The sequence below is a fragment of the Arthrobacter sp. genome (genome assembly GCF_031179385.1).
In the GTDB taxonomy this organism is placed as follows: Bacteria; Actinomycetota; Actinomycetes; order Actinomycetales; family Micrococcaceae; genus Arthrobacter_D.
In genome coordinates this window covers 1-21,149 of the sequence record NZ_JAPSHV010000009.1, presented here as the reverse complement: position 1 = coordinate 21,149, position 21,149 = coordinate 1, and the positions used below count along the sequence as shown (strand labels likewise).

Annotated in this window: 18 protein-coding genes and 2 tRNA genes; 9 read left to right on the top strand and 11 right to left on the bottom strand. The window is 59.6% G+C overall.

Features of this window, described 5'->3' with window-relative positions; translation table 11 throughout:
- Positions 1-97: 97 nt before the first annotated feature.
- Positions 98-934 carry a glycosyltransferase family 2 protein gene (locus RIF85_RS03110; RefSeq protein WP_309070447.1) on the top strand — a complete coding sequence of 279 codons (837 nt, stop codon included), beginning with the start codon at positions 98-100 and terminating at the stop codon, positions 932-934.
- A gap of 108 nt (positions 935-1,042) precedes the next feature.
- Here RIF85_RS03110 and RIF85_RS03105 read toward each other — a convergent pair.
- From RIF85_RS03105 to dnaA, 11 genes are all read right to left on the bottom strand, one after another.
- A tRNA-Ala gene (locus RIF85_RS03105) sits at positions 1,043-1,115 on the bottom strand.
- A 45-nt stretch (positions 1,116-1,160) separates the two neighbouring features.
- Positions 1,161-1,277: a DLW-39 family protein gene (locus RIF85_RS03100; RefSeq protein ID WP_309070446.1), complete on the bottom strand. Its 117-nt coding sequence runs from the start codon at positions 1,275-1,277 to the stop codon at positions 1,161-1,163.
- A gap of 41 nt (positions 1,278-1,318) precedes the next feature.
- Positions 1,319-1,392: transfer RNA gene (locus RIF85_RS03095), tRNA-Ile, on the bottom strand.
- A gap of 74 nt (positions 1,393-1,466) precedes the next feature.
- Entirely contained in the window at positions 1,467-2,000 is a 534-nt protein-coding gene (locus RIF85_RS03090) for a DUF3566 domain-containing protein (protein WP_309070445.1), read from the bottom strand.
- Complete coding sequence (gene gyrA, locus RIF85_RS03085; protein ID WP_309070444.1) at positions 1,997-4,633, bottom strand: DNA gyrase subunit A; 2,637 nt, start codon at positions 4,631-4,633, stop codon at positions 1,997-1,999. The genes RIF85_RS03090 and gyrA overlap by 4 nt, the downstream gene beginning before the upstream one ends.
- Before the next feature lie 81 nt (positions 4,634-4,714).
- The gene (gyrB, locus tag RIF85_RS03080; RefSeq protein ID WP_375164382.1) at positions 4,715-6,769 is read right to left on the bottom strand and encodes a DNA topoisomerase (ATP-hydrolyzing) subunit B; all 2,055 of its coding nucleotides are present in this window, start codon (positions 6,767-6,769) and stop codon (positions 4,715-4,717) included.
- Between the two features lie 249 nt (positions 6,770-7,018).
- Entirely contained in the window at positions 7,019-7,543 is a 525-nt protein-coding gene (locus tag RIF85_RS03075) for a DciA family protein (protein ID WP_309070473.1), read from the bottom strand.
- Positions 7,544-7,595: 52 nt separating this feature from the next.
- Positions 7,596-8,774: a DNA replication/repair protein RecF gene (gene recF / locus RIF85_RS03070; RefSeq protein WP_309070443.1), complete on the bottom strand. Its 1,179-nt coding sequence runs from the start codon at positions 8,772-8,774 to the stop codon at positions 7,596-7,598.
- A 10-nt stretch (positions 8,775-8,784) separates the two neighbouring features.
- Complete coding sequence (gene gnd / locus RIF85_RS03065; RefSeq protein ID WP_309070442.1) at positions 8,785-9,678, bottom strand: phosphogluconate dehydrogenase (NAD(+)-dependent, decarboxylating); 894 nt, start codon at positions 9,676-9,678, stop codon at positions 8,785-8,787.
- 42 nt (positions 9,679-9,720) lie between these two features.
- Positions 9,721-10,845 (bottom strand): DNA polymerase III subunit beta, encoded by a 1,125-nt coding sequence (dnaN, locus tag RIF85_RS03060; RefSeq protein WP_309070441.1) that lies wholly within the window; start codon positions 10,843-10,845, stop codon positions 9,721-9,723.
- A 436-nt stretch (positions 10,846-11,281) separates the two neighbouring features.
- Complete coding sequence (dnaA, locus tag RIF85_RS03055; protein WP_309070440.1) at positions 11,282-12,718, bottom strand: chromosomal replication initiator protein DnaA; 1,437 nt, start codon at positions 12,716-12,718, stop codon at positions 11,282-11,284.
- 422 nt (positions 12,719-13,140) lie between these two features.
- Here dnaA and rpmH point away from each other — a divergent pair, with 422 nt between their 5' ends.
- From rpmH to RIF85_RS03015, 8 genes are all read left to right on the top strand, one after another.
- Entirely contained in the window at positions 13,141-13,278 is a 138-nt protein-coding gene (gene rpmH / locus RIF85_RS03050) for a 50S ribosomal protein L34 (protein ID WP_003800212.1), read from the top strand.
- 64 nt (positions 13,279-13,342) lie between these two features.
- Positions 13,343-13,717 carry a ribonuclease P protein component gene (rnpA, locus tag RIF85_RS03045; protein WP_309070439.1) on the top strand — a complete coding sequence of 125 codons (375 nt, stop codon included), beginning with the start codon at positions 13,343-13,345 and terminating at the stop codon, positions 13,715-13,717.
- A complete protein-coding gene (gene yidD, locus RIF85_RS03040; RefSeq protein ID WP_309070438.1) occupies positions 13,714-14,067 on the top strand; it encodes a membrane protein insertion efficiency factor YidD in 354 nt (117 codons plus the stop codon). The genes rnpA and yidD overlap by 4 nt, the downstream gene beginning before the upstream one ends.
- Positions 14,068-14,080: 13 nt before the next feature.
- Positions 14,081-15,043 carry a membrane protein insertase YidC gene (yidC, locus tag RIF85_RS03035; protein ID WP_309070437.1) on the top strand — a complete coding sequence of 321 codons (963 nt, stop codon included), beginning with the start codon at positions 14,081-14,083 and terminating at the stop codon, positions 15,041-15,043.
- Positions 15,040-15,582: a R3H domain-containing nucleic acid-binding protein gene (locus RIF85_RS03030; protein WP_309070436.1), complete on the top strand. Its 543-nt coding sequence runs from the start codon at positions 15,040-15,042 to the stop codon at positions 15,580-15,582. Before yidC ends, RIF85_RS03030 begins: the two co-directional genes overlap by 4 nt.
- A gap of 38 nt (positions 15,583-15,620) precedes the next feature.
- The gene (gene rsmG, locus RIF85_RS03025) at positions 15,621-16,253 is read left to right on the top strand and encodes a 16S rRNA (guanine(527)-N(7))-methyltransferase RsmG (protein WP_375164821.1); all 633 of its coding nucleotides are present in this window, start codon (positions 15,621-15,623) and stop codon (positions 16,251-16,253) included.
- Positions 16,254-16,352: 99 nt separating this feature from the next.
- Positions 16,353-17,459 carry a ParA family protein gene (locus RIF85_RS03020; RefSeq protein ID WP_309070434.1) on the top strand — a complete coding sequence of 369 codons (1,107 nt, stop codon included), beginning with the start codon at positions 16,353-16,355 and terminating at the stop codon, positions 17,457-17,459.
- 375 nt (positions 17,460-17,834) lie between these two features.
- Positions 17,835-19,025, top strand: coding sequence for a ParB/RepB/Spo0J family partition protein (locus RIF85_RS03015; RefSeq protein WP_375164383.1), 1,191 nt, complete (start codon positions 17,835-17,837; stop codon positions 19,023-19,025).
- Positions 19,026-21,149: the final 2,124 nt, after the last annotated feature.

The window sequence follows — 21,149 nt, the reverse complement described above, 5'->3', positions numbered from 1 at the left end:
CCACTTTCAAGCGGGAAAGATCCACCGATGGGGGATCTTTCCCGCTTTTTCGTTGCTTCCCGCCTGACGTCGGCTGGCTGGTGATAGATTTACGGCCGTGCACCCCGCGAAGCCGTCCGTGTCGATTGTGATTCCGGCGTACAACGAGGAAGGCGTTATTCGCCAGTGCCTCATTGCCGCTATCTACCAGTCCCTCCCGGCTCACGAGATTGTGGTCGTGAATAACCGCTCCACCGACCGCACCGCGGAGATCGTCCGCCAGATGCAGCTGGAGTATCCGGAGAGTCCCATCCGCCTGCTGGAGCAGAACGAGATTCAGGGGCTGATCCCCACCCGGAACTTCGGTCTGGATCATGCAACCGGAGATGTGCTGGGCAGAATCGACGCTGACTCTGTCCTTGAGCCGGACTGGGTGGAAACGGTACAGGCAGGGTTCTGCGACCCGAAAGTGGCGGCCGCAACGGGACCAGTGGTCTATTACGACATGCCGATGCGGCGTTGGGGTCTCAAGGCGGACGACAAGATGCGCCAGCTTGTTCTGAAGCTCGCGCGCAACCAGTACCATTTCCTGTTCGGTTCCAACATGGCGCTTCGCCGCACGGCCTGGGAACAAATCCGCGACCATACCTGCCTCGACGAGCAGGATGAGATGCATGAGGACATCGATATCTCCCTGCATCTGGCGGAACAGGACCTGGTCATCCGGTACATACCCGGGATGATCAGTGGTATGTCCGCCCGACGCCTTGAGAACTCTCCCAAGGACTACCGGTACTACGTAACGCGCTTCGACCGTACCTACCGCGCACATCAGATCGACAAGAGAGTGCTGAAGATCCCCATGTTGATCTTCATGTCCATCTACTACCCGGCGAAGGTCCTGCGCGCCGTACACACCGCGCGCGCTGCGAGGTCGGCTACGGCGCATCGCTAGCGGCGGATGCGAGGCTACTCGAGCCGGTGAGAGCGGGTCCTGAAAGTACAACTTCAGATAAAAAGGAAGGGACCCCAGCTAGTTAGCTGGGGTCCCTTCCTCTTACGGTGGAGGCACGGGGACTCGAACCCCGAACCCCCTGCTTGCAAAGCAGGTGCGCTACCAATTGCGCCATGCCCCCGTAAAACGGAACCTGATCAGTATACCTGATCCGTGAAGCGAAACTTCACTCGACCGGATCGGTCGCCTCGCTCCACACTTCTTTTTCCTTCTCGGATTCCTGCCACCGCTTGTAAGCGAAGATTCCTGCGACAGCGGCTGCCGCTACCAGCAACTTCTTCACAGTGCTCCTCACTTGCAGTTTCCTGCCGGTTTCAGGATCCGTGGGCGTACCAGGACTTGAACCTGGGACCTCTTCGTTATCAGCGAAGCGCTCTAACCGCCTGAGCTATACGCCCCCGTACCTCATCGGGCCGAGATACGACTTTACAGCAGGCCCTCAGCGATCCACAAATTGAGGACCTGTGTGCACTCAGTCGTCCGTAAGGGTCACACCGATACCGCCCACAAGAGTGGACGAAATGTTGTACAGCACGGACGCCAGCATTGCCAGGGCGGTCAACAGAACAACGTTCACCACAGCGATAATCGTCGCGAAGGAGACAACCTGTCCAAGGGACGCGAACTGTCGAAGGTCGAAGCCGGCTCCCTCGGATCCGGCGATCTCACCAAGCAGCTGATTAACCCGATCGAAAATTCCCGTCAGATCCAGCACTGTCCAAATCACAATCGCGGCGACGACTGTGACAATGCCCAGCGCCACGGACAGGAGGAACGCCATCTTCAGAACCGACCAGGGGTCGATTTTGCTGACAAGCAACCGCGCTTTACGGGCTTTCGCCTTCGGGGCAGGTTTCACCAGTCCCGGTCTGTTGCCGGTAGGCCGTGCTCCTGAAGATGCCGGCCGCTGAGGTGGCCGAGCCGGTGGATTGACCCGAGGTCCTCCGCCTGATGACCGCACGGCACTGCCCGCAGCAGCGCGCGGATTTGAGTTGGCAGAACTCACTCGGAACCTCCAATATCGCTTGGCTCAGCCGCCGGCTGAGCCGTTTCTTCTGACGACAACGGTACTTCATCTCCGCCATCCGGCGCAGGTGACGCGTCATCCACTCCCATGACTGGAATCTCGTCGTCTGTCGTCAGCCCCCGCTCGGTGTTGCGGGCGACAGCGATGATCCTGTCGGACTTATCCGGCTTTGCGAAGATGACACCCATGGTGTCGCGTCCCTTTGCCGGAACGCCCGCCACGGCGGAGCGCACAACCTTACCGCCGCCCATGACGACGAGGACCTCATCCTCTTCCTGGACGACGAGGGCCCCCACGAGGTCTCCACGCACTTCGGCGAGCTTCGCAACCTTAATACCAAGACCGCCCCGGCCCTGGACACGGTACTCGTCAACCTTGGTTCGCTTCGCGAAGCCACCCTCGGTCACGATAAAGACATAGGAGTCGTCGCTCACGACATTGGCTGCCAGGAGCTCGTCGTCCGGCCGGAACTTCATTCCGGTCACGCCTGACGTCGCTCTTCCCATTGGACGCAGCGCCTCGTCCGTGGCGCTGAAGCGCAGCGACTGTCCCTTCCGGGACACGAGCATCATGTCGTCGTTCTCCGAAACCAGCTGGGCCGACACCAGTTCATCACCGTCACGCAGGTTGATGGCGATCACGCCGGCGGATCGGTTGGTGTCGTAGTCCTCCAACCGTGTCTTTTTGACCAGTCCCCGCTTAGTCGCAAGCACCAGATACGGAGACTGCTGATAGTCCCGGAGGTCGAGTACCTGAGCGATGGTCTCATCAGGCTGGAATGCCAACAGGTTCGCTACATGCTGGCCCTTCGCATCACGAGCTGCCTCGACGAGCTCGTAGGCCTTCGCCCTGTACACACGCCCCAGGTTCGTGAAGAAGAGGAGCCAGTGGTGCGTGGTGGTGACGAAGAAATGCTCGACGACGTCGTCCCCGCGCAGCTGCGCGCCGCGTATGCCCTTGCCGCCGCGGGCCTGCTGGCGGTAGTTGTCGCTCCGTGTGCGCTTGACGTATCCGCCGCGGGTAATGGTGACAACCATTTCCTCTTCAGGGATGAGATCTTCCATGCTCATGTCGGAGTCATAGCCCATGAGAATCTCGGTCCGGCGGTCATCGCCGTGCTTGTCGACGATTTCCTGCAGTTCCGTCGAGACGATCTCGCGCTGCTGCACCTCGGAGGCGAGGATCTTCTTGTATTCGGTGATTTCAGCTTCGAGCTTGGCGTGCTGATCCTGAATCCTCTGGCGTTCCAGAGCCGCCAGGCGGCGAAGCTGCATGTCCAGGATTGCCTGCGCCTGGATCTCGTCGATGTCCAACAGGCCGATAAGACCGTTGCGTGCGTCCTCTACGGTGGAGGACCGGCGGATGAGCGCGATCACTTCATCCAGCGCGTCGAGCGCCTTGAGCAACCCACGCAGGATGTGGGCGGCTTCTTCAGCCTTGCGGAGCCGGTACTGGGTCCTGCGGACAATGACTTCAAGCTGATGGGTAACCCAGTGACGGATAAACGCATCGAGGCTGAGCGTACGGGGAACATCGTCAACGATGGCGAGCATGTTAGCGCTGAAGTTTTCCTGCAGCTGCGTGTGCTTGTAGAGGTTATTCAGCACAACCTTGGCGACGGCGTCGCGCTTCAGGACAATCACCAGACGCTGTCCCGTACGTCCGGACGTTTCATCCCGAAGGTCCGCAATCCCCGAAACCTTGCCGTCCTTAACGAGGTCGGCGATCTTGATTGCCAGGTTGTCGGGGTTCGCCTGGTAGGGCAGTTCAGTGACCACCAGGCAGGTGCGGCCCTGAATCTCCTCGACGTTGACCACGGCACGCATGGTAATGGATCCACGGCCGGTTCTGTAAGCATCCTCGATGCCCTTGTGCCCCAGAATTTGTGCACCGGTGGGAAAATCCGGACCCTTGATGCGCTGAATCAGAGCTTCAAGCAGCTCTTCCTTGCTCGCTTGCGGGTTCTGCAAGTACCACTGCACACCGTCCGCCACCTCACGCAGGTTGTGCGGCGGAATATTGGTGGCCATGCCTACGGCAATACCTGAAGAGCCGTTGACCAACAGGTTCGGGAACCGCGACGGCAGGATAGTGGGTTCCTGGTTCTTGCCGTCGTAGTTGTCCTGGAAATCAACTGTTTCTTCGTCGATATCACGGACCATCTCCATGGCCAGCGGAGCCATCTTGGTCTCGGTGTACCGGGGTGCGGCCGCGCCGTCGTTTCCGGGAGACCCGAAGTTTCCCTGACCAAGCGCAAGCGGGTACCGCATAGTCCAGTCCTGGATCAGACGAACCAGCGCATCGTAGATCGCGGTGTCACCGTGCGGGTGGTATTGACCCATGACTTCGCCAACCACGCGCGCACATTTATTGAATGAGCGGTCGGGCCGGTAACCGCCGTCGAACATGGCGTACAGGACGCGGCGGTGAACCGGCTTCAAGCCGTCCCTGACATCAGGCAACGCCCGACCGACAATGACCGCCATGGCGTAATCGAGGTAGGACCGCTGCATCTCTGTCTGCAGGTCCACCTGCTCGATGCGGTCAGTCAACACCGCACCCTCGACGGGTGTTTCGTCCCCGGGAACCTCAGGCGTTACTTCGTCACTCATCTAGTTCGTTCCATTTCGTGAAGGCGTGTCAGGAACCGGTCATTGAGAGGTGCTCGACCGGCCATGTCAGTTCGGCATCGATCAGATGTCGAGGAACCGTACGTCTTTAGCGTTCTGCTGAATGAAGTTGCGGCGCGACTCGACGTCCTCGCCCATCAGCACCGAGAAGATCTGGTCAGCTGCGGCGGCGTCGTCCATGGTGACCTGCAGAAGGGTCCGGTTATCCGGATCCATGGTGGTTTCCCACAGCTCGGTGTAATCCATCTCGCCAAGGCCCTTGTAGCGCTGGATGCCGTTTTCCTTGGGCAACCGCTGGTTGTTGGCCAGACCCATCTTGATGGTCTCGTCCCGCTCGCGGTCGCTGTACACATAGGAGTGCGGAGCGTTGGACCATTTGATGCGGTACAGCGGCGGCTGCGCCAAATAGACATAGCCGTTCTCGATGAGCGGACGCATGTAGCGGAAGAGCAGCGTGAGGAGCAGCGTGGTGATGTGCTGCCCGTCGACGTCGGCATCCGCCATCAGGACGATCTTGTGATACCTGGCCTTCTCGACATCGAAATCCTCGCCGATACCCGCGCCGAACGCGGTGATCATCGCCTGGACTTCTGCGTTGCTGAGTGCGCGGTCGAGCCGGGCACGCTCAACATTCAGGATTTTTCCGCGCAACGGCAGGATTGCCTGTGTTTCCGGGTTACGACCACGCACAGCCGACCCACCCGCAGAGTCACCCTCCACAATGTAGATCTCCGATTTCGAAGGATCCTTGGACTGGCAATCCTTCAACTTGCCCGGCATGCCGCCGGACTCCAGCAGGCCCTTGCGCCTGGTGGACTCGCGCGCCTTGCGCGCAGCCAAGCGGGCCTGCGCGGCCTGGATCGACTTGCGGATGACGTCGCGGGCAGGACCGGGGTTCCGCTCCAGCCAGTCACCCAACTGGTCGGTGACAACGCGCTGCACGAAGCCCTTGGCTTCGGAATTACCCAGCTTGGTCTTGGTCTGACCCTCAAACTGGGGCTCGGACAGTTTGACCGAGATGACGGCGGTGAGCCCTTCGCGGATGTCATCACCCGTAAGGTTGTCGTCCTTCTCCTTGATGATGTTCTTTTCGCGTGCGTAACGGTTGATCAGGGACGTCATTGCGGCACGGAACCCCTCTTCGTGGGTGCCGCCCTCATGCGTGTTGATCGTGTTCGCGTAGGTGTGCACGCTCTCGGAGTATGCGGTAGTCCACTGCATGGCCACTTCCACAGCGATGGAGCGGTCGGAGTCCTCCGTCTCGAACGCAATGACGTCTTCATGAATGACGTCCACGCGCTTCGACGAATTCAGGTGCTTGACGTAGTCCAGCAGGCCGTTCTCGTAGAGGTACTCAACGTGCCTGTGCTTGTTCTCTTCGGACTTCTCCGCCTCGGCATGCGCGGCGTCCGTGATCTCTTCGGTTTCCACCTCGGGAACGCGCTCGTCCACAAGGCTTATCCTCAGGCCCTTGTTGAGGAATGCCATCTGCTGAAAGCGTGCCCGAAGGGTTTCGAAGTCGAATTCAACGGTCTCGAAGATCGACGCGTCCGGGTAGAACGTCTGGGTGGTTCCGGTCTCACCGGTTTCTTCGCCCTTTTCCAGCTGACCGACCGGTTTGCCGCCCTCTTCGAAGGACTGCCGCCAGACATGTCCCTGACGCCGGATTTCCGTGTCAACCCTGGAGGAAAGCGCATTCACGACGGAGATACCCACACCGTGGAGGCCACCGGAAACGGCGTATCCACCCCCACCGAACTTGCCGCCCGCGTGGAGGATGGTCATGACCACTTCCACGGTGGGCTTACCCTCGGTGGGATGCATGTCGACGGGGATGCCGCGCCCGTTGTCTATGACCCGTACACCACCATCGGCAAGCAGCGTGACCTTGATATGGTCACAGTAGCCTGCCAGGGCTTCGTCCACAGAGTTATCCACAACCTCGTATACGAGGTGGTGCAAACCGCGCGGACCGGTGGACCCGATATACATACCGGGCCTCTTGCGAACCGCTTCAAGTCCTTCCAGGACCGTGATGTCGCTCGCGCCGTAACCCTTTGGTGCGCCGGAACCACTTTCCGGCATGCCGGCAGATTCCACTTCGTTGTCGTTAGCCACGGACGCTGTCGACTCCTTGTTGTCCTAGTGTTGCCTAGTCTCAGAATGAAGGCATCCCGGAAAGGAATGCCCACGGCTCCCATTCTACCGTGCACGCTGTCACAACACCGCGCCAATTGCCCCCTGGCGGTGAATAAACCGCCATTTAAGCTCACAGCAGGGGGTCGCGTGGGGGCGTATACGTCCACTGGGGTCCGCTGGGCGCTGTACGGCATTCATCGAAGACCCAAAGCAGCCCGATCAGGAGGGTTACCCGTAGGTGTCCCGGGGCCCACGCCCACGAACCGATCGACCACCCTTTCGCCAGGATGGAGCGGACGGGCCGACGACCTTCATTGCCGTGACTACTCCGGGTCCGAGCTCGCTCTCAAACCGTTTGAGGAGGTCGGGGCTGATCAGCCGGAGCTGTGTCGCCCAGGCGGTCGAATCACACCGCACCAGCAGCGTGGTCTCGTGAAAACTCTCCGGGGTGCAGTGCGTGGAGATGTCCGGGCCCACCAACTCCGCCCATCGCGCCATCACTGATCCTACGGCCACCGGAGAATTCCACCCGCGTTCGCTCAGGAGACGCCCGAAGACCGCGCCGACCCCCTGCGGATCGCGTCCGGAATAGGAATCCTGGATCGTGGAGCGACGCGATGTGCTCTCAGTACGACGGCGGCGCGCGGCCGGAATTCTAAGATCGCCTCGCGCTGCGGACGCGTTTCGTAGCCGGTTCAGCAGTAATCGCGGTGCGTCCTGACCAGAAGTGTCGGATCCATCGGGAAGCGACACGCTGCCGGCGTCGTTGTCTGTCGGTCTACCGTGGGCTTTGGCGGCTTCGTCTTCAGGCCGGTATTTCACGGAACCCTCCCGGGACGACCGAGAATTGCCGTCCGTCAAGCGCACTTGGCACGTCGTCACCTACCGCTGCTGTCACGAGGACCTGTTCAGCACCGGCCACCACCGACGCCAACCGTTCCCGGCGGTCAGCGTCGAGTTCAGCGAAGACATCGTCGAGGATGAGCACCGGCGAAGAACCCGGCGTCTGGTCGTCATCGTTGAGGAGGTAGTACGAACCGAGACGGAGCGCGAGAGCCATGGACCAGGTTTCGCCGTGGGAGGCGTATCCCTTGACGAGCGCTCGACCGAGCATCAACTCGACCTCGTCGCGATGCGGGCCGACAAGGGAAATCCCGCGTTCCGTCTCGCGTCGGCGCTGTTCAGCGATCGCTGCCAAAAACCGTTCGGTAATCTCATCGACGGAGAGAGTACTCAGATCTTCCGCAGTCGGCGCCGACTCGCCGTCGTCGTCGGGCAAGGGGCCGATGAGGGACGAACGATACGCTGCGTTGGCAACCTTGGTGCCGTCGGTCAGCTCGCGGTAGGCCTTCTGGACGTGCGGCAGAAGTCTGGTCAAAACCGCGAGGCGCGCGTGCAGAAGCTGGGATCCGACTGTCGCCAGATGTTGGTCCCATACCTCGAGCGTCGCTTGATGGGCAGTGGACAGTCTGCCTCCGCGGAGGGACTTGAGCAGGGCGTTGCGTTGTTTCAACACACGCTCATAATCCGCCCTGATGCCCGCGTGGTGCGGAACCAACTGCACCATGAGGTCATCCAGGAACCGCCGACGATTGGAGGGATCTCCCTTCACCAATGCGAGGTCCTCGGGCGCGAACAGAACCGTCCGGAGAATGCCGGCAGCATCGCGCGCGCGCACGGGGTTCGCACGATTGATCCGCGCACGATTACCGCGGTCTCCGTTGATCTCCAGTTCGACGCTCGTAGCCTGCGCCCCACGCACCAACCGCCCACGAACCAGCGCCCGTTCGGCATCGAAGGCGATGAGCGGCTTGTCCGTACTTACGCGATGCGACGACAAGGACCCCAGGTATCCGATGGCCTCGACGATATTGGTCTTGCCGACTCCATTTGGGCCTACGAACACCGTCACGCCGGGTTCGAGAGCCACGTCAAGCTGCGAATAACTGCGGAAATCTGTCAGAGAGAGATGCTGGACGTACACCGCGACTCAATCATGCGGAATTCCGGGGCGGACGCACCGCGTGGCCGCCGAACTGGTTCCGCAGCGCGGCCACCATTTTCAACGAGGGTGCATCTTCCTGGCGTGAACTGAAGCGTGCAAAGAGCGCTGCTGTGATCGCGGGCGCTGCCACTTCGTTGGCGATAGCCTGCTCAACGGTCCAACGGCCCTCACCGGAATCTTCGATGTACGCACCGACATTGCTGAGTTTAGGATCTTCCTCGAGTGCCTTGACCAGCAGGTCCAGTAGCCAGGATCGTACGACGGTGCCTTTTTGCCATGCCCGGAAGGTACCGGGGACGTCCTTAATGATGTCTTTCGCTTCGAGCAGTTCATACCCTTCCGCGTAAGCCTGCATCAGGCCATACTCGATGCCGTTGTGCACCATTTTCGCGTAGTGCCCGGCGCCTGTCTCACCTACGTGAACAAAGCTTTCTTCGCGTGCTCCGTCGGGGCGTAGCGCGTCAAACACCGGCATGAGACGTTCGACGTCGGCCTCAGCGCCGCCGACCATCAGGCCATACCCGTTCTCGAGTCCCCAGACACCACCGGAAACCCCGCAGTCGACAAAGTGAATGCCTTTCGGGGCGAGCGCTTCGCTGTGTTCCTGGTCGCTGCTGAACTTCGTGTTTCCACCATCGATGACGAGGTCGCCTTCAGCCAGCTTCTCTCCGAGCTCACTGATGACCTGGTCCGTGATGCTGCCCGCCGGCACCATGACCCAGACAACACGTGGCGTAGGCAGAGCAGCGATGAGGTCATCGACGGTGGCGACGTCGGAGACATCCGGATTCCGGTCATACCCGGTTACTTCAACACCGCGTGAGCGAAGCCGCTCCCGCATGTTGTACCCCATTTTTCCGAGACCGATCAGGCCGATGTGCATAGTGTCCTCCATGGTTCGGTTGACTGGGGGCGGGCGACGACTCTACTGGTTGGGTAGCCTCACCGGCATGAGCAGGTATCGGTAGTCTTCGCGGTCCTCACCGGTAGCTTCTTCCTGAGCTGAGATAACAGCGGGCTTCGGCGGAGTCGTGAAGGAGAAACGTACGAATTTGCTGCTGAAGGCGCCGAGACCTTCGCTCAGGTAGTGCGGATTGAAAGCGACGGTGATGTCGTCCCCATCCAGCGTTGCTTCAATCGCTTCCGAAGCCTGCGCGTCTTCGCCTGTACCAGCATCGAGCACTACCTGGCCTGCGCTGAACGCAAGCCTTACAGGCGTATTGCGTTCTGCGACCAGGGCAACGCGGCGAACTGCTTCGACGAGCTGGCTGGTCTCCACAGTCGCATGGATTGGCGTATTTTCCGGGAAGAGAGAACGGATTTTGGGGTAGTCACCGTCGACCAGCAGCGATGTTGTGCGCCGGCCGCCGCTTTCAAAGCCGATCAGTTCGCTGTTGTCGGAGAGTGCGATCTTGAGATCTCCCGCACCACCAAGCGTCTTGGCTACCTCACTCAACGTTTTTGCCTTCACCAGAGCACTGGTTGAGATTCCCGGGTTGGTGGGCTTCCAGGACAGTTCGCGGAGAGCAAGCCTGTACCGGTCGGTGGCGAGGAACGTGATGAGGTCTTCCTCGATCTCCATACGGACACCGGTCAGAATCGGCAGAGTGTCGTCACGGCTTGCTGCAATGATGACCTGTGACACGGCTTCGGCGAATGCATCTCCGTCGACAACACCGCTGACATCAGGGAGGGCCGGAAGTTCGGGGTACTCCGCTTCGGGCATGGTTGCGAGGTTGAAGCGGCTGTTCCGGCAGGTCAACGTGACCTTCGAGCCATCCGTTTCCACCTCGACCGGCGCAGACGGCAAGCTGCGGCAGATATCGGCGAGCAGCCGTCCGGAAACGAGGATTGTGCCCTCTTCCGCTATATCCGCAGGGATTTCAAGACGGGCCGATATCTCATAATCGAAGCTCGCGAGGCTGAGGCTGCCGGCGCCGGCCTTGATCAACAAACCCGAAAGCACAGGCACGGGAGGCCGCGGTGACAGGGAACGAGCCGTCCACGTTACGGCCTCGGCCAGGACATCGCGCTCGACTCGGAATTTCACTGAAGGGTGCCGCCTTTCGCGAGGTACATCGGGGGAAGTCACACATCCTCGACCCTTCCGGCAAGGAGGACGGGTGAGCGAAGGTCAACTCTACTGAGTCACAGCTTAGCGCGACACAGTGGGGTGGCTTGCCGGGGCGGACGAAGGGGAAATGTTATTTGGACAAGATCGGGGTTTAAGGATCAGTAGTGTTAATAACTCCTGTGGATACTGTGGATAACCGGAAGGATCGGTGCGGTTCCGGGAGTTTTCCCTGTTGACAGGTTGTGCACTCAGGACGCCGGCTGCGTCTGCACGGTGTGTACGACATCCTTGTGATTCAGCGGGTCCACAGCCTCGACGGTGCTTGTCCTCATTAACGTCCACCACAAACAAAGGGTTATCCACAATTCTTTCCACAGCTGTTAATTCAGCTCGCTGCGGCGCTTGAGGTCACCTACGCATCCTTGCGGTGATGCTTGATTCGGTTCGTAAGCTCGGTCACCTGGTTATAGATGGCGCGGCGTTCGGCCATGAGTTCGCGGATCTTACGGTCAGCGTGGATGACCGTCGTATGGTCCCGGCCGCCGAGTTCGGCTCCGATTTTGGGAAGAGACATATCGGTCAACTCCCGGCAGAGGTACATCGCGATCTGTCGAGCCGTAACGAGGGTCCTTGTCCGTGATTTGCTGCATAGGTCATCCAGCGTGATGTTGAAGTACTCGGCCGTCTGAGCCATGATCAGCGCCGATGTGATCTCCTGGGCGCCGTCGTCGGTGATGAGGTCCTTGAGTACGATTTCTGCCAGATTCTCGTCGACTGCCTGGCGATTCAGGCTCGCGAACGCCGTAACCCGGATGAGGGCGCCTTCCAGCTCGCGGATATTGGTGGAAATCTTCGACGCTATGTATTCGAGAACCTCGTCCGGGGCACTCAACCCTTCGCTGATTGCCTTTTTGCGAAGGATGGCGATTCGCGTCTCGAGTTCGGGCGGCTGGATATCAGTCAGAAGTCCCCACTCGAAGCGGGAGCGCATTCTCTCTTCAAACCCGGACAACTGCTTGGGCGGCAGGTCGGATGTGATCACTACCTGCTTGTTGTGGTTGTGGAGGGCATTGAAGGTGTGGAAGAACTCCTCCTGGGTCCTGTCCTTGCCGGAGAGGAACTGGATGTCGTCGATGAGGAGAATGTCGACGTTCCGGTAGGTCTGCTTAAAGCTCGTCCCTTCGTCATCCCTGATTGAGTTGATGAAGTCGTTGGTGAACTCCTCTGAATTCACGTACCGAACGCGAATACCCGTATAGAGGTGCCTGGCATAGTGCCCGATGGCGTGCAGCAGGTGGGTCTTCCCAAGTCCCGAGTCACCGTAAATGAACAGGGGGTTGTACGCCTTGGCAGGTGCCTCGGCTACAGCGACCGCCGCCGCGTGGGCAAATCGGTTCGATGAACCGATCACGAAGGTGTCGAAGATGTACTTGGGATTGAGACGCCCGAACTCGTGAGAATTGCTCGGCGGTGTGGGTGAAGGAGCCTGATCGCGCTGCGCAATTTCCTCCGGAACCTCTTCTGGCTCCTCCTCGATGATCGGAGTAAGGTCCGGGTCGATGACGAAAGCGCACTGAATCTCTTCGCGGAAAACGTCACGCAATGCGTCATTGAGCGGGCTCTTGAGCTGACTCTGGAGCACTTCACGTGTGAGTTCATTAGGAACGGCGACGAGAAGCGTTGTGCCAATCAGTCCCTGCGCCTGTGCGAGGACCACAAATCCGCGCTGGCGCGGCGAAATCCGATCATCCTGTTCAAGGGTACGAATCACCTTGCGCCAGGAGCTGCCTACATCGTTGATCTCGTCGGTACTCACTCGCGTCCTCAGTTGGAAGTTCAGCCAGCCCATCCAGGCCCCTACACAGGCACCAATCCACAGACTTATGCACAGCCCGTGGATAAATACGCCACCCGGCAACACTAGACGATGAAAATTACAACGGATAGCTGGCGGAAATCCTGTGGATAAGATCACGTGAACTGCTACCGAGAGCCGGCGGGAAAGGCGCTTGAAGCCACGGTTGTCCACATGCCCCGCCCTACCATGGGGACAGGAGCCGTCACTGAACCGGTTTGACCCTGCTGTGCCCGGTGCCCTAACGTTATGTAGTCCTTTATGTCTGCATTTCGCATGCCTCCATACCAACGGCTGATCGCTGAGCAGTATGCCGTGGGCAGGCAAGGCAGATGTACTACAACTTCATTGCGCCGGTCCGTTCTTCCCCCTTGTTGCAACGGCAGCGCATGCCAAGAACGTTCTGGAGTATCACAGTGAGCAAGCGGACCTTTCAGCCGAATAACCGCCGTCGTGCCAAGAAGCACGGTTTCCGCCTTCGCATGCGTACCCGCGCCGGCCGCGCCATCCTGGCTGCGCGTCGTGGCAAGGGACGTACCGAGCTTTCGGCTTAGTATCAGTTAATTCACCCACCGGCGCTGGTCCTCTGACAGCGCCCTGACCGTCCCGGAGCTCCAGGTGCTCTCTACCGCCCACAGAGTGCGGACGGCCACAGATTTTTCATATACCGTTCGTTCCGGTGCCCGATCAGGGTGCCGGAACTTGGTGTTATATGCGGTTGGAACCGATACGGACGCACCCTCCAGGTTCGGATTCATTGTGTCGAAGAATGTTGGGAACGCCGTCACAAGGAACCTCGTTAAGAGGAGACTGAGAGAAGCAGCGGCATCTGCTCTGGTTCAACGACCGGAGGGGATCGATGTTGTTGTGCGCGCACTGCCCCCGGCAGCCTCAGCGAATTGGTCCGACCTCAGGGCGGACTTCGAGCGGTGTCTGGCATCAAGCGTGAAGCGGTTCAGCAAGGGCGGCGGCAGAAAGGGAGACGGTAAATGACAGCGGATCATTCGCCGTCGAGTCTCTCCCGGTGGGCACTTATGCCCCGCGCCGTTCTGGCCGGTATTCTGATGGTGTACCGCAAGTCGATTTCGCCTCTTTACGGTCCGGTGTGCCGATTCTTTCCTTCCTGCTCGGCATATGCGCTTGAAGCAGTGACAGTTCACGGCGCTCTGAAAGGTTCGTGGTTCGCCGCTAAGCGACTGTGTCGCTGTCATCCCTGGAACGACGGCGGTGTTGATCATGTGCCGGTCGGAGGAAGACGTTTTGCACCGGGCGAAGAGCCACAGATTGTAGTGCTGAATCACCCGGTGATTCCTGCAGATGAGGAAAGCCGCCCCGCGGCCTGAGGAGCAATAGATTATGGATTTCTTCGAGACGATTCTCCTGCCCTTCCGGTGGCTGGTGTCCTGGGTGATGTGGGCTTTCCACGAAGGATTCACCTTCCTTGGTATGGACGCAGCGTCGGGGTGGACCTGGACTCTGTCCATTGTTGGTCTCGTTGTCGTAATCCGTGCGGCGCTGATTCCGGTCTTCGTCAAGCAGATCAAGGCCCAGCGTGGGATGCAGGCACTTCAGCCTGATCTTCGGAAACTGCAGCAGAAGTACAAGGGCAAAACGGATCAGCTCTCGCGTCAGGCCATGACGCAGGAGCAGATGGCGCTCTACAAGAAGCACGGAACCAATCCGTTCGCCGCATGTCTGCCGATCCTCATCCAGATGCCGTTCTTCTTTGCGCTCTTCACGGTTCTGAACGGCGTGTCGACCGCCAGTGACAGAGGTGAAGGCATCGGTGCCCTCACCGTCGAGGATGTTCGCCAGTTCGATTCGGCTGAGATCTTCGGAGCACCACTCTCCTCTTCATTGCTTCACGGGTTCGGTACCGAAGGTCATACATCGGTCGTGGTCCTGTCCATCATCATGATTCTGGCGATGACGGCTTCGCAGTTCATTACGCAGAAGCAGATCATGGCCAAGAACATGTCGGAAGAGGCCATGCAGAGCCCCTTCATGCGTCAGCAGAAGATCATGCTTTACATCCTTCCGCTGGTCTTTGGCGTAGGCGGCATCAACTTCCCGATCGGTGTACTCATCTACTGGACCACCACCAACCTGTGGACCATGGTGCAGCAGTTCTATGTGATTCGTCGGATGCCCACTCCAGGTTCCCCAGCTGCGAAGGCCCTGGCGGAGCGCCGCGCGAAGAAGGGGCTGCCGATGGTGCCGCTACTTGGCGAAAAGAAGGCCGAACCCGCTGTTGAGGTAGTAGCGCAGCCCAAAGCTCAACGAGTACAGCCGCAGCGCAAGAACAGGAAACGCAAATGAGCACTGACAACATGCAGGACGAGACTCTCGAAGCCGTTGACGAGCAAGCAGCTGTCCAGGACGGTGGGGGCTCCGCGGAAGATGAAGGTGACATCGCTGCGGATTACCTCGAGGAACTCCTGGATATCGCCGACATAGACGGAGACATCGACATCGAGGTGCGCAACGGGCGTACGTACATCTCTATCGTGTCCGAAGACAATGACGCCCAGGGCTTGCAGGCCCTGGTGGGACACGACGGAGAGGTCCTCGAAGCTCTGCAGGAACTGGCCCGGCTCTCCGTGCTTACCTCGACCGAGCATCGCTCACGACTCGTCCTCGACATTGACGGTTTCCGTGACGCGCGCAACAAGGAGCTTCGCGAGATTGCCGAAGAAGCTGTTGGCAAGGTCAAGGAAACTGGCGAAGAGGTCGCGCTGGCCCCGATGTCTGCTTATGAGCGGAAGATCGTGCATGACATCATTGCTGATCTTGGCATGGTCAGTGAGTCTGAGGGCGAGGGCTCCCGGCGCCATATTGTAGTCTCGGCCGGCTCCTGAGCTCGGCTGTCTTTTCCTAGGAGGGCTCGCGCTTGACGATCGAGATCGGTAGCAAGGAATTAGAGGCAGCTCGCAGCATATTCGGGGATCGATTCACGCTCGCCGAGCGCTTTGTGGAACACCTGGCCACCTCGGGAATCGAACGGGGACTTCTGGGCCCGCGTGAATTGCCGCGGCTATGGGACCGCCACGTATTGAACTGTGCAGTGGTTGGAGAGCTGATCCCGGCAGATGCGGCAGTGGCCGACGTCGGTAGTGGAGCTGGTTTGCCAGGGCTGGCTCTGGCGATTGCGCGCCCTGATGCGTCCTTCGTTCTGATTGAGCCGCTCGAACGCAGGGTCAATTGGCTGCGTGAAGTGACAGATGACCTTGGCCTCACCAACGTGGAGATTTTTCGGGGGCGTGCTGAGCAGGCCGTGGGCAAGTTCGAGGTAAATGTCGTCACTGCGCGCGCAGTATCAGCTTTGTCCGGCCTGGCCACCTTGACGATGCCGCTCCTGAAGCGTTCCGGAGAGGTGCTCGCTATCAAGGGTCGAAGCGCGGCCGAAGAGGTGGAAAAGGCAGCCAAGGTCATTCGTCGCCTGGGCGGGAAGAGCACGAGTGTAGAAACGGCCGGCAGCGCACTGCTGGACGAACCGACGACTGTGGTCCGCATCGTCGTCGTCCGCTGATCCTGTCAGCGATCCGGAACTTCGGAATACTGCGGGTTGCCTGCCGAGGTAATGGGGCTATACCAGATAACCTAGAGTGGACCCACCCGGCACCTGAAAGTGAGCGAGAAGCTTGTGACGAAAGATTCTGCCACGCGGCGTGAGCAGCCTACGTCGACGATGGGCACATCTCTGGCTATCACAATCGCTGATATTCAACCTGAAGTGTTTTCCAATCCGGTCAACACTGGCATCGTTTCACGTGAAACAGGTGTCGCAGACATTTCGAGCAACTCAGGCTCGAACGTCAGCGCGAAATCGAACAGTACGAAGAATGTGATCGACGTCCTGGACGACAGCACTCCGCTAGCCCGCGAGCTCGCTTCCGAAACACGGCGCCGTGAGAAGCTGTCTGGACGTAAGCTCCCTCGCCCGGCCGAGACCCGGGTGCTCACCGTGAGCAATCAGAAGGGCGGAGTGGGTAAGACCACCACAACGGTCAATCTCGCGGCAGCTTTGGCGTCCGCTGGGTTGAACGTGTTGGTCATCGATATTGACCCACAGGGCAACGCTTCTACCGCCCTTGGCATTGAGCACCACGCCGAAGTCGACAGCATCTACGACGTACTGATCGATGACCTCCCCCTATCCAGCGTTGTGGCGCCCTGCCCGGATGTTCCCAATCTGATCTGTGCGCCTGCCACCATCCATCTGGCTGGTGCGGAGATCGAGCTGGTGTCGCTGGTAGCTCGTGAACAGCGTCTCCGTCGCGCGATTGAACTGTATGCGAAGGATCGCAAGGAGAACGGGCAGGAGCGGCTGGATTACATCTTCATCGATTGTCCGCCGAGCCTCGGGCTGCTGACGGTGAACGCATTTGTTGCTGCCCGCGAGGTGCTGATTCCGATTCAGTGCGAGTATTACGCGCTTGAAGGGCTAAGCCAGCTGCTGAAGAACATAGAGATGATTCAGAAGCACCTCAACGCGGACCTGGTTGTGTCAACCATTCTGCTCACGATGTATGACGGTCGCACTAACCTTGCTGCTCAGGTAGCGGCCGAGGTTCGTGAGCACTTCCCGCATCAGGTATTGAAGGCCGTAGTCCCTCGATCAGTGCGCATATCCGAGGCTCCAAGCTACCAACAGACCGTACTTACGTACGATCCATCCTCCAGCGGCGCGTTGTCATACCTGGAGGCAGCGGCAGAAATCGCCGAGCGCGCCTAGAGCGCCTGCGCTGATAAGCAGGGCGATCACAGTAGACTGGACGCGATATCAATCGCTGCAGTTTGTCTGCTCTCCTTTGAGAGGAACCGTTTCATGCCTGAGAAGCGTAGGGGTCTAGGTCGGGGACTGGGTGCTCTCATTCCGAGCAGCGCAGAGCAGCAAGATGGCTCAGCATCGAACGGTGGCACCAGGGTAGCCGAACGGGGTCGGCCGGTTGACCTCTTCTTTCCCTCGCCTGAGCCGAAAGAGTCGGCTGAGAACGATGATTCTGGCACGCAGGGTGCCCGTGCGCGTACCGCGCCAGGCCGTACTTCCATCAATAAGGATGCGCTGACGGCGCCATCCAAGAGGACCAGTGGACGCGCGCAGGCAGCAGTGAAGCGCGGGCCAGCAGCCAAGCCAGCGAAGCCCAAGGCCGGCGCAAGCGTCAAAACCGGCGGGAAGACCGCGGCCGATAAGGTGCAGGAGGACTCGGCAGTAGCGGACGCCGCGGTTCACGAGGTTGCGACTGAACCTGCTGATGATCGTACGCCGTCTACCGCCTCTGTAGACCTGGCTGCAGATACTCAGCCGACACTGGCTGCAGCGTCCGGAGAAGCCACTGACAGCGAAGCAGCACAGGTTTCCGTCGGAGATTCTGGACATTCCGTAGACGAGAAGAACGACTCCATCGAGGTTGAAGCGTCCTCCTCGGTGATAGCGGAAGACGAGGACGTCTCGGGTGTCGACGTTCCACGTGAAACGCTCAGGGAGGTGCCCGGTGCGCGCTTCGCTGAGCTTCCGATTGACTCGATTCATCCCAACCGGAAGCAGCCGCGTACCGTCTTCGATGAAGACGAGATGGCTGAACTTGTTCACTCTGTTCGAGAGATTGGCGTGCTCCAGCCAGTCGTGGTCCGTGCCTCCTCAGAGGGTGGGGAACATGCCTACGAACTGGTGATGGGTGAGCGTCGTTGGCGCGCGTCGAAGGAAGCTGGCCTGGAAACAGTTCCGGCGATCATTCGAGATACGACTGACGATGACTTGCTTCGTGACGCGCTTCTCGAGAACCTGCACCGCAGTCAACTGAATCCGCTTGAGGAAGCGGCGGCGTACCAACAACTGCTCGAGGATTTCGGTTGCTCGCAGGAGGAGCTGGCCGTTCGAATTGGGCGCTCACGTCCGCAGATTTCGAACACGCTCCGGCTCATGAAGCTGCCCCCTCTTGTACAGCGTCGCCTTGCTGCGGGTGTGCTGAGCGCGGGGCACGCTCGTGCTCTACTGGGTCTCTCTGATCCTGCTGAAATGGAGAAGCTTGCGCAGCGCATAGTTGCAGAAGGGCTATCTGTACGGTCGACGGAGGAGATCGTTGCAATGAGCGACGGACTCCGGCGTCCGACCAAGCCCTCAAACCCGCGGGCGGGTGCTCGACATGAGCGCCTCGATTACCTCGCCACCTCACTTTCGGACCGGCTCGACACCAACGTGAAGATCACCCTGGGTGCCAAGAAAGGCCGCGTCAGTATCGAGTTCGCAAGTGTCGATGACCTCAATCGCATCATGGGCGTTCTTACTCCGTCCTCATAGGCAATGTGGAAAGGCACCGTTTCACGTGAAACGGTGCCTTTCGCTAGATGACCGGGGTAGCAACGTCGCCGGGCCGGTGAGCATAGTCGTCCGGTTCATTGCCAGGCCCGACCACACGTCCGAACGAGGCATGCTGTTTGTGGGGTGGAGCTGATCTGAGCGCTACTCCATCGGTCCTTCTTCGATCCGCAAGCGTGGCTGTTCATATGACGCTGTAAGTCCCCCCACCACGAACTCTCTCCAACCGGGAGCACCCGATCTCACAGGCTCGCTGATCGTCCGTCTCAGAGTGTTAGTCAACTGGTGATCCCCTACGCCGAGCGCAATCGAGGCTTGTTTCACGTGAAACGGCCTGTGCGTACTATGTGGGTCGTGTCTGGGGCAAGATTTCGCCAGCCTGTCGTAGTCCTCAAGGAGGGATTCCACCAGGCTGTTCATAGGGAGCCGGGAAACGCTCGGCCAGCGCTTGTTTGCATTCCTAGTTCCTGATCCGCAGCACAGCCGGATGGCACTTCAACCGCGCCTGGACTGAAACAATAACGGAACGGATGTCGCGCCACTGAGATCCCGCACTTTCATTCACCCTCCAACCGGGGACCCAGGCGCTCGGTGACACGACAGTTCCGGCAGTAGCTCAAGGCGTTTCACGTGAAACGATCGGCGGGCCCAGCATCGTCTCATGGAGGCGCGGTCGCGGTTTGCGCATCGACGTGGTGAGCATTGCAGCGGCGCCAGCACGGCACTGGGAGGGACCCGCCCGATCTCTCGGATCCCCTATCGGCAAGGGCAGTAGCTTTCGTGCGGTCTCTGCGGCTACGTTCAGTACCGGCTCCTCCGCAGCGTTACCTAGTCCTATGTTGGGCCTAGCATGACCGCACGCTCTAAGTGCCGCCATTATGGGCTCCAGCTCAACTTATAGGTGAGGTTGTCTGCGAGACTGAAGCGGGCAGCGCACAGGCGCTGCGACCGAGCTTCTGCTTCGCCTCGTTCTCGGTGCTTCACGTGAAAGAGCGAACGCCTGCCGCGCACACTTCTGTTAAGCTCCGAGTGCCTTTGAAAAGAAGGGAAAAGAACGAACCAAAGCGCGCTTGAACTAGGGCGGATGCCTGCGTGCGGTACCAACAACCGAGAACAGCGGTTTTCCACTACGTTCCTGCGTGCTGAGGGCCCCCCTGCCCATACGCCAGCCAGTGGAGTATCGGCTCGGAGACTGCTGATCAGCTCGTTCTTCGGCACAGGCTGGCTTTCGCCCTTGCTGTTAGCGGTGAAACGCACGTCATATCCGGACTCGCTACTTTAGTACGGTGGAACTACGGTACCGGCCCCTCATGCGGCAGGAAGGATTGCTCCTTAGAGTTTAGAGCTTAGAGCTAAGGGCTAAGAGGGAAGAGCGTTTCACGTGAAACACCGCGGGGAAAGTATCAGAGCGCGATCATTCCTGACTGATCAGACAACGCTAATAGAAGTACATAACAACCAGCACTGCGCCGGCTCTTGTGGTCGAGCGTGGTTTCGGAAAGTCGAGCCGTGTACGAAGCGCGCCGTGATCCTCTATGCGCCCAGTGGTGACCAGTCCTCTCAAGGTGATGTTCAATTTGAGCAGAGGGCTACCTGAACGGTCGGGCTCGCTCTTCTCTGGTGTTGATCCTCAGATCGAGACGTCGCATCAGCGTCCCAACGGTGGTGTTCGCTCGCGCCGACTTGGCTTTGGGTGTAATCTCACGAACCGCGACGTCGGAATACAGCCAGCATACGGCGTCCCCTTCCAACCGGTGCACAACGTATGGTCCACCCGATGGGCAGCTGTTCTCGTGGTCAGTTTCACGTGAAACATTGATAGGGTGGCCCAGGCCTGCGTCACCCTACCGCCGGTGCGATGCTTGACGCCAAGCGCCTAGGCATCATCGCTTTGTACCGCTTCCCCGTGACCCAGAGCGCGGGCAGGGATTCATCTCGTAACCTAGAGACTACTGGCGGGCACGGGCAAACGTGACCGTACGCCGCCAGTGTCTTCGCGTAACGTCGGCAGTCGTGACCCTCGGGCTGTACCCTTTTCGGGCCTGCCAGCACCGATCAGATTCGGACATCCTAGGAGTAGGATCGCCAGGCTCCGCCTGACACGGA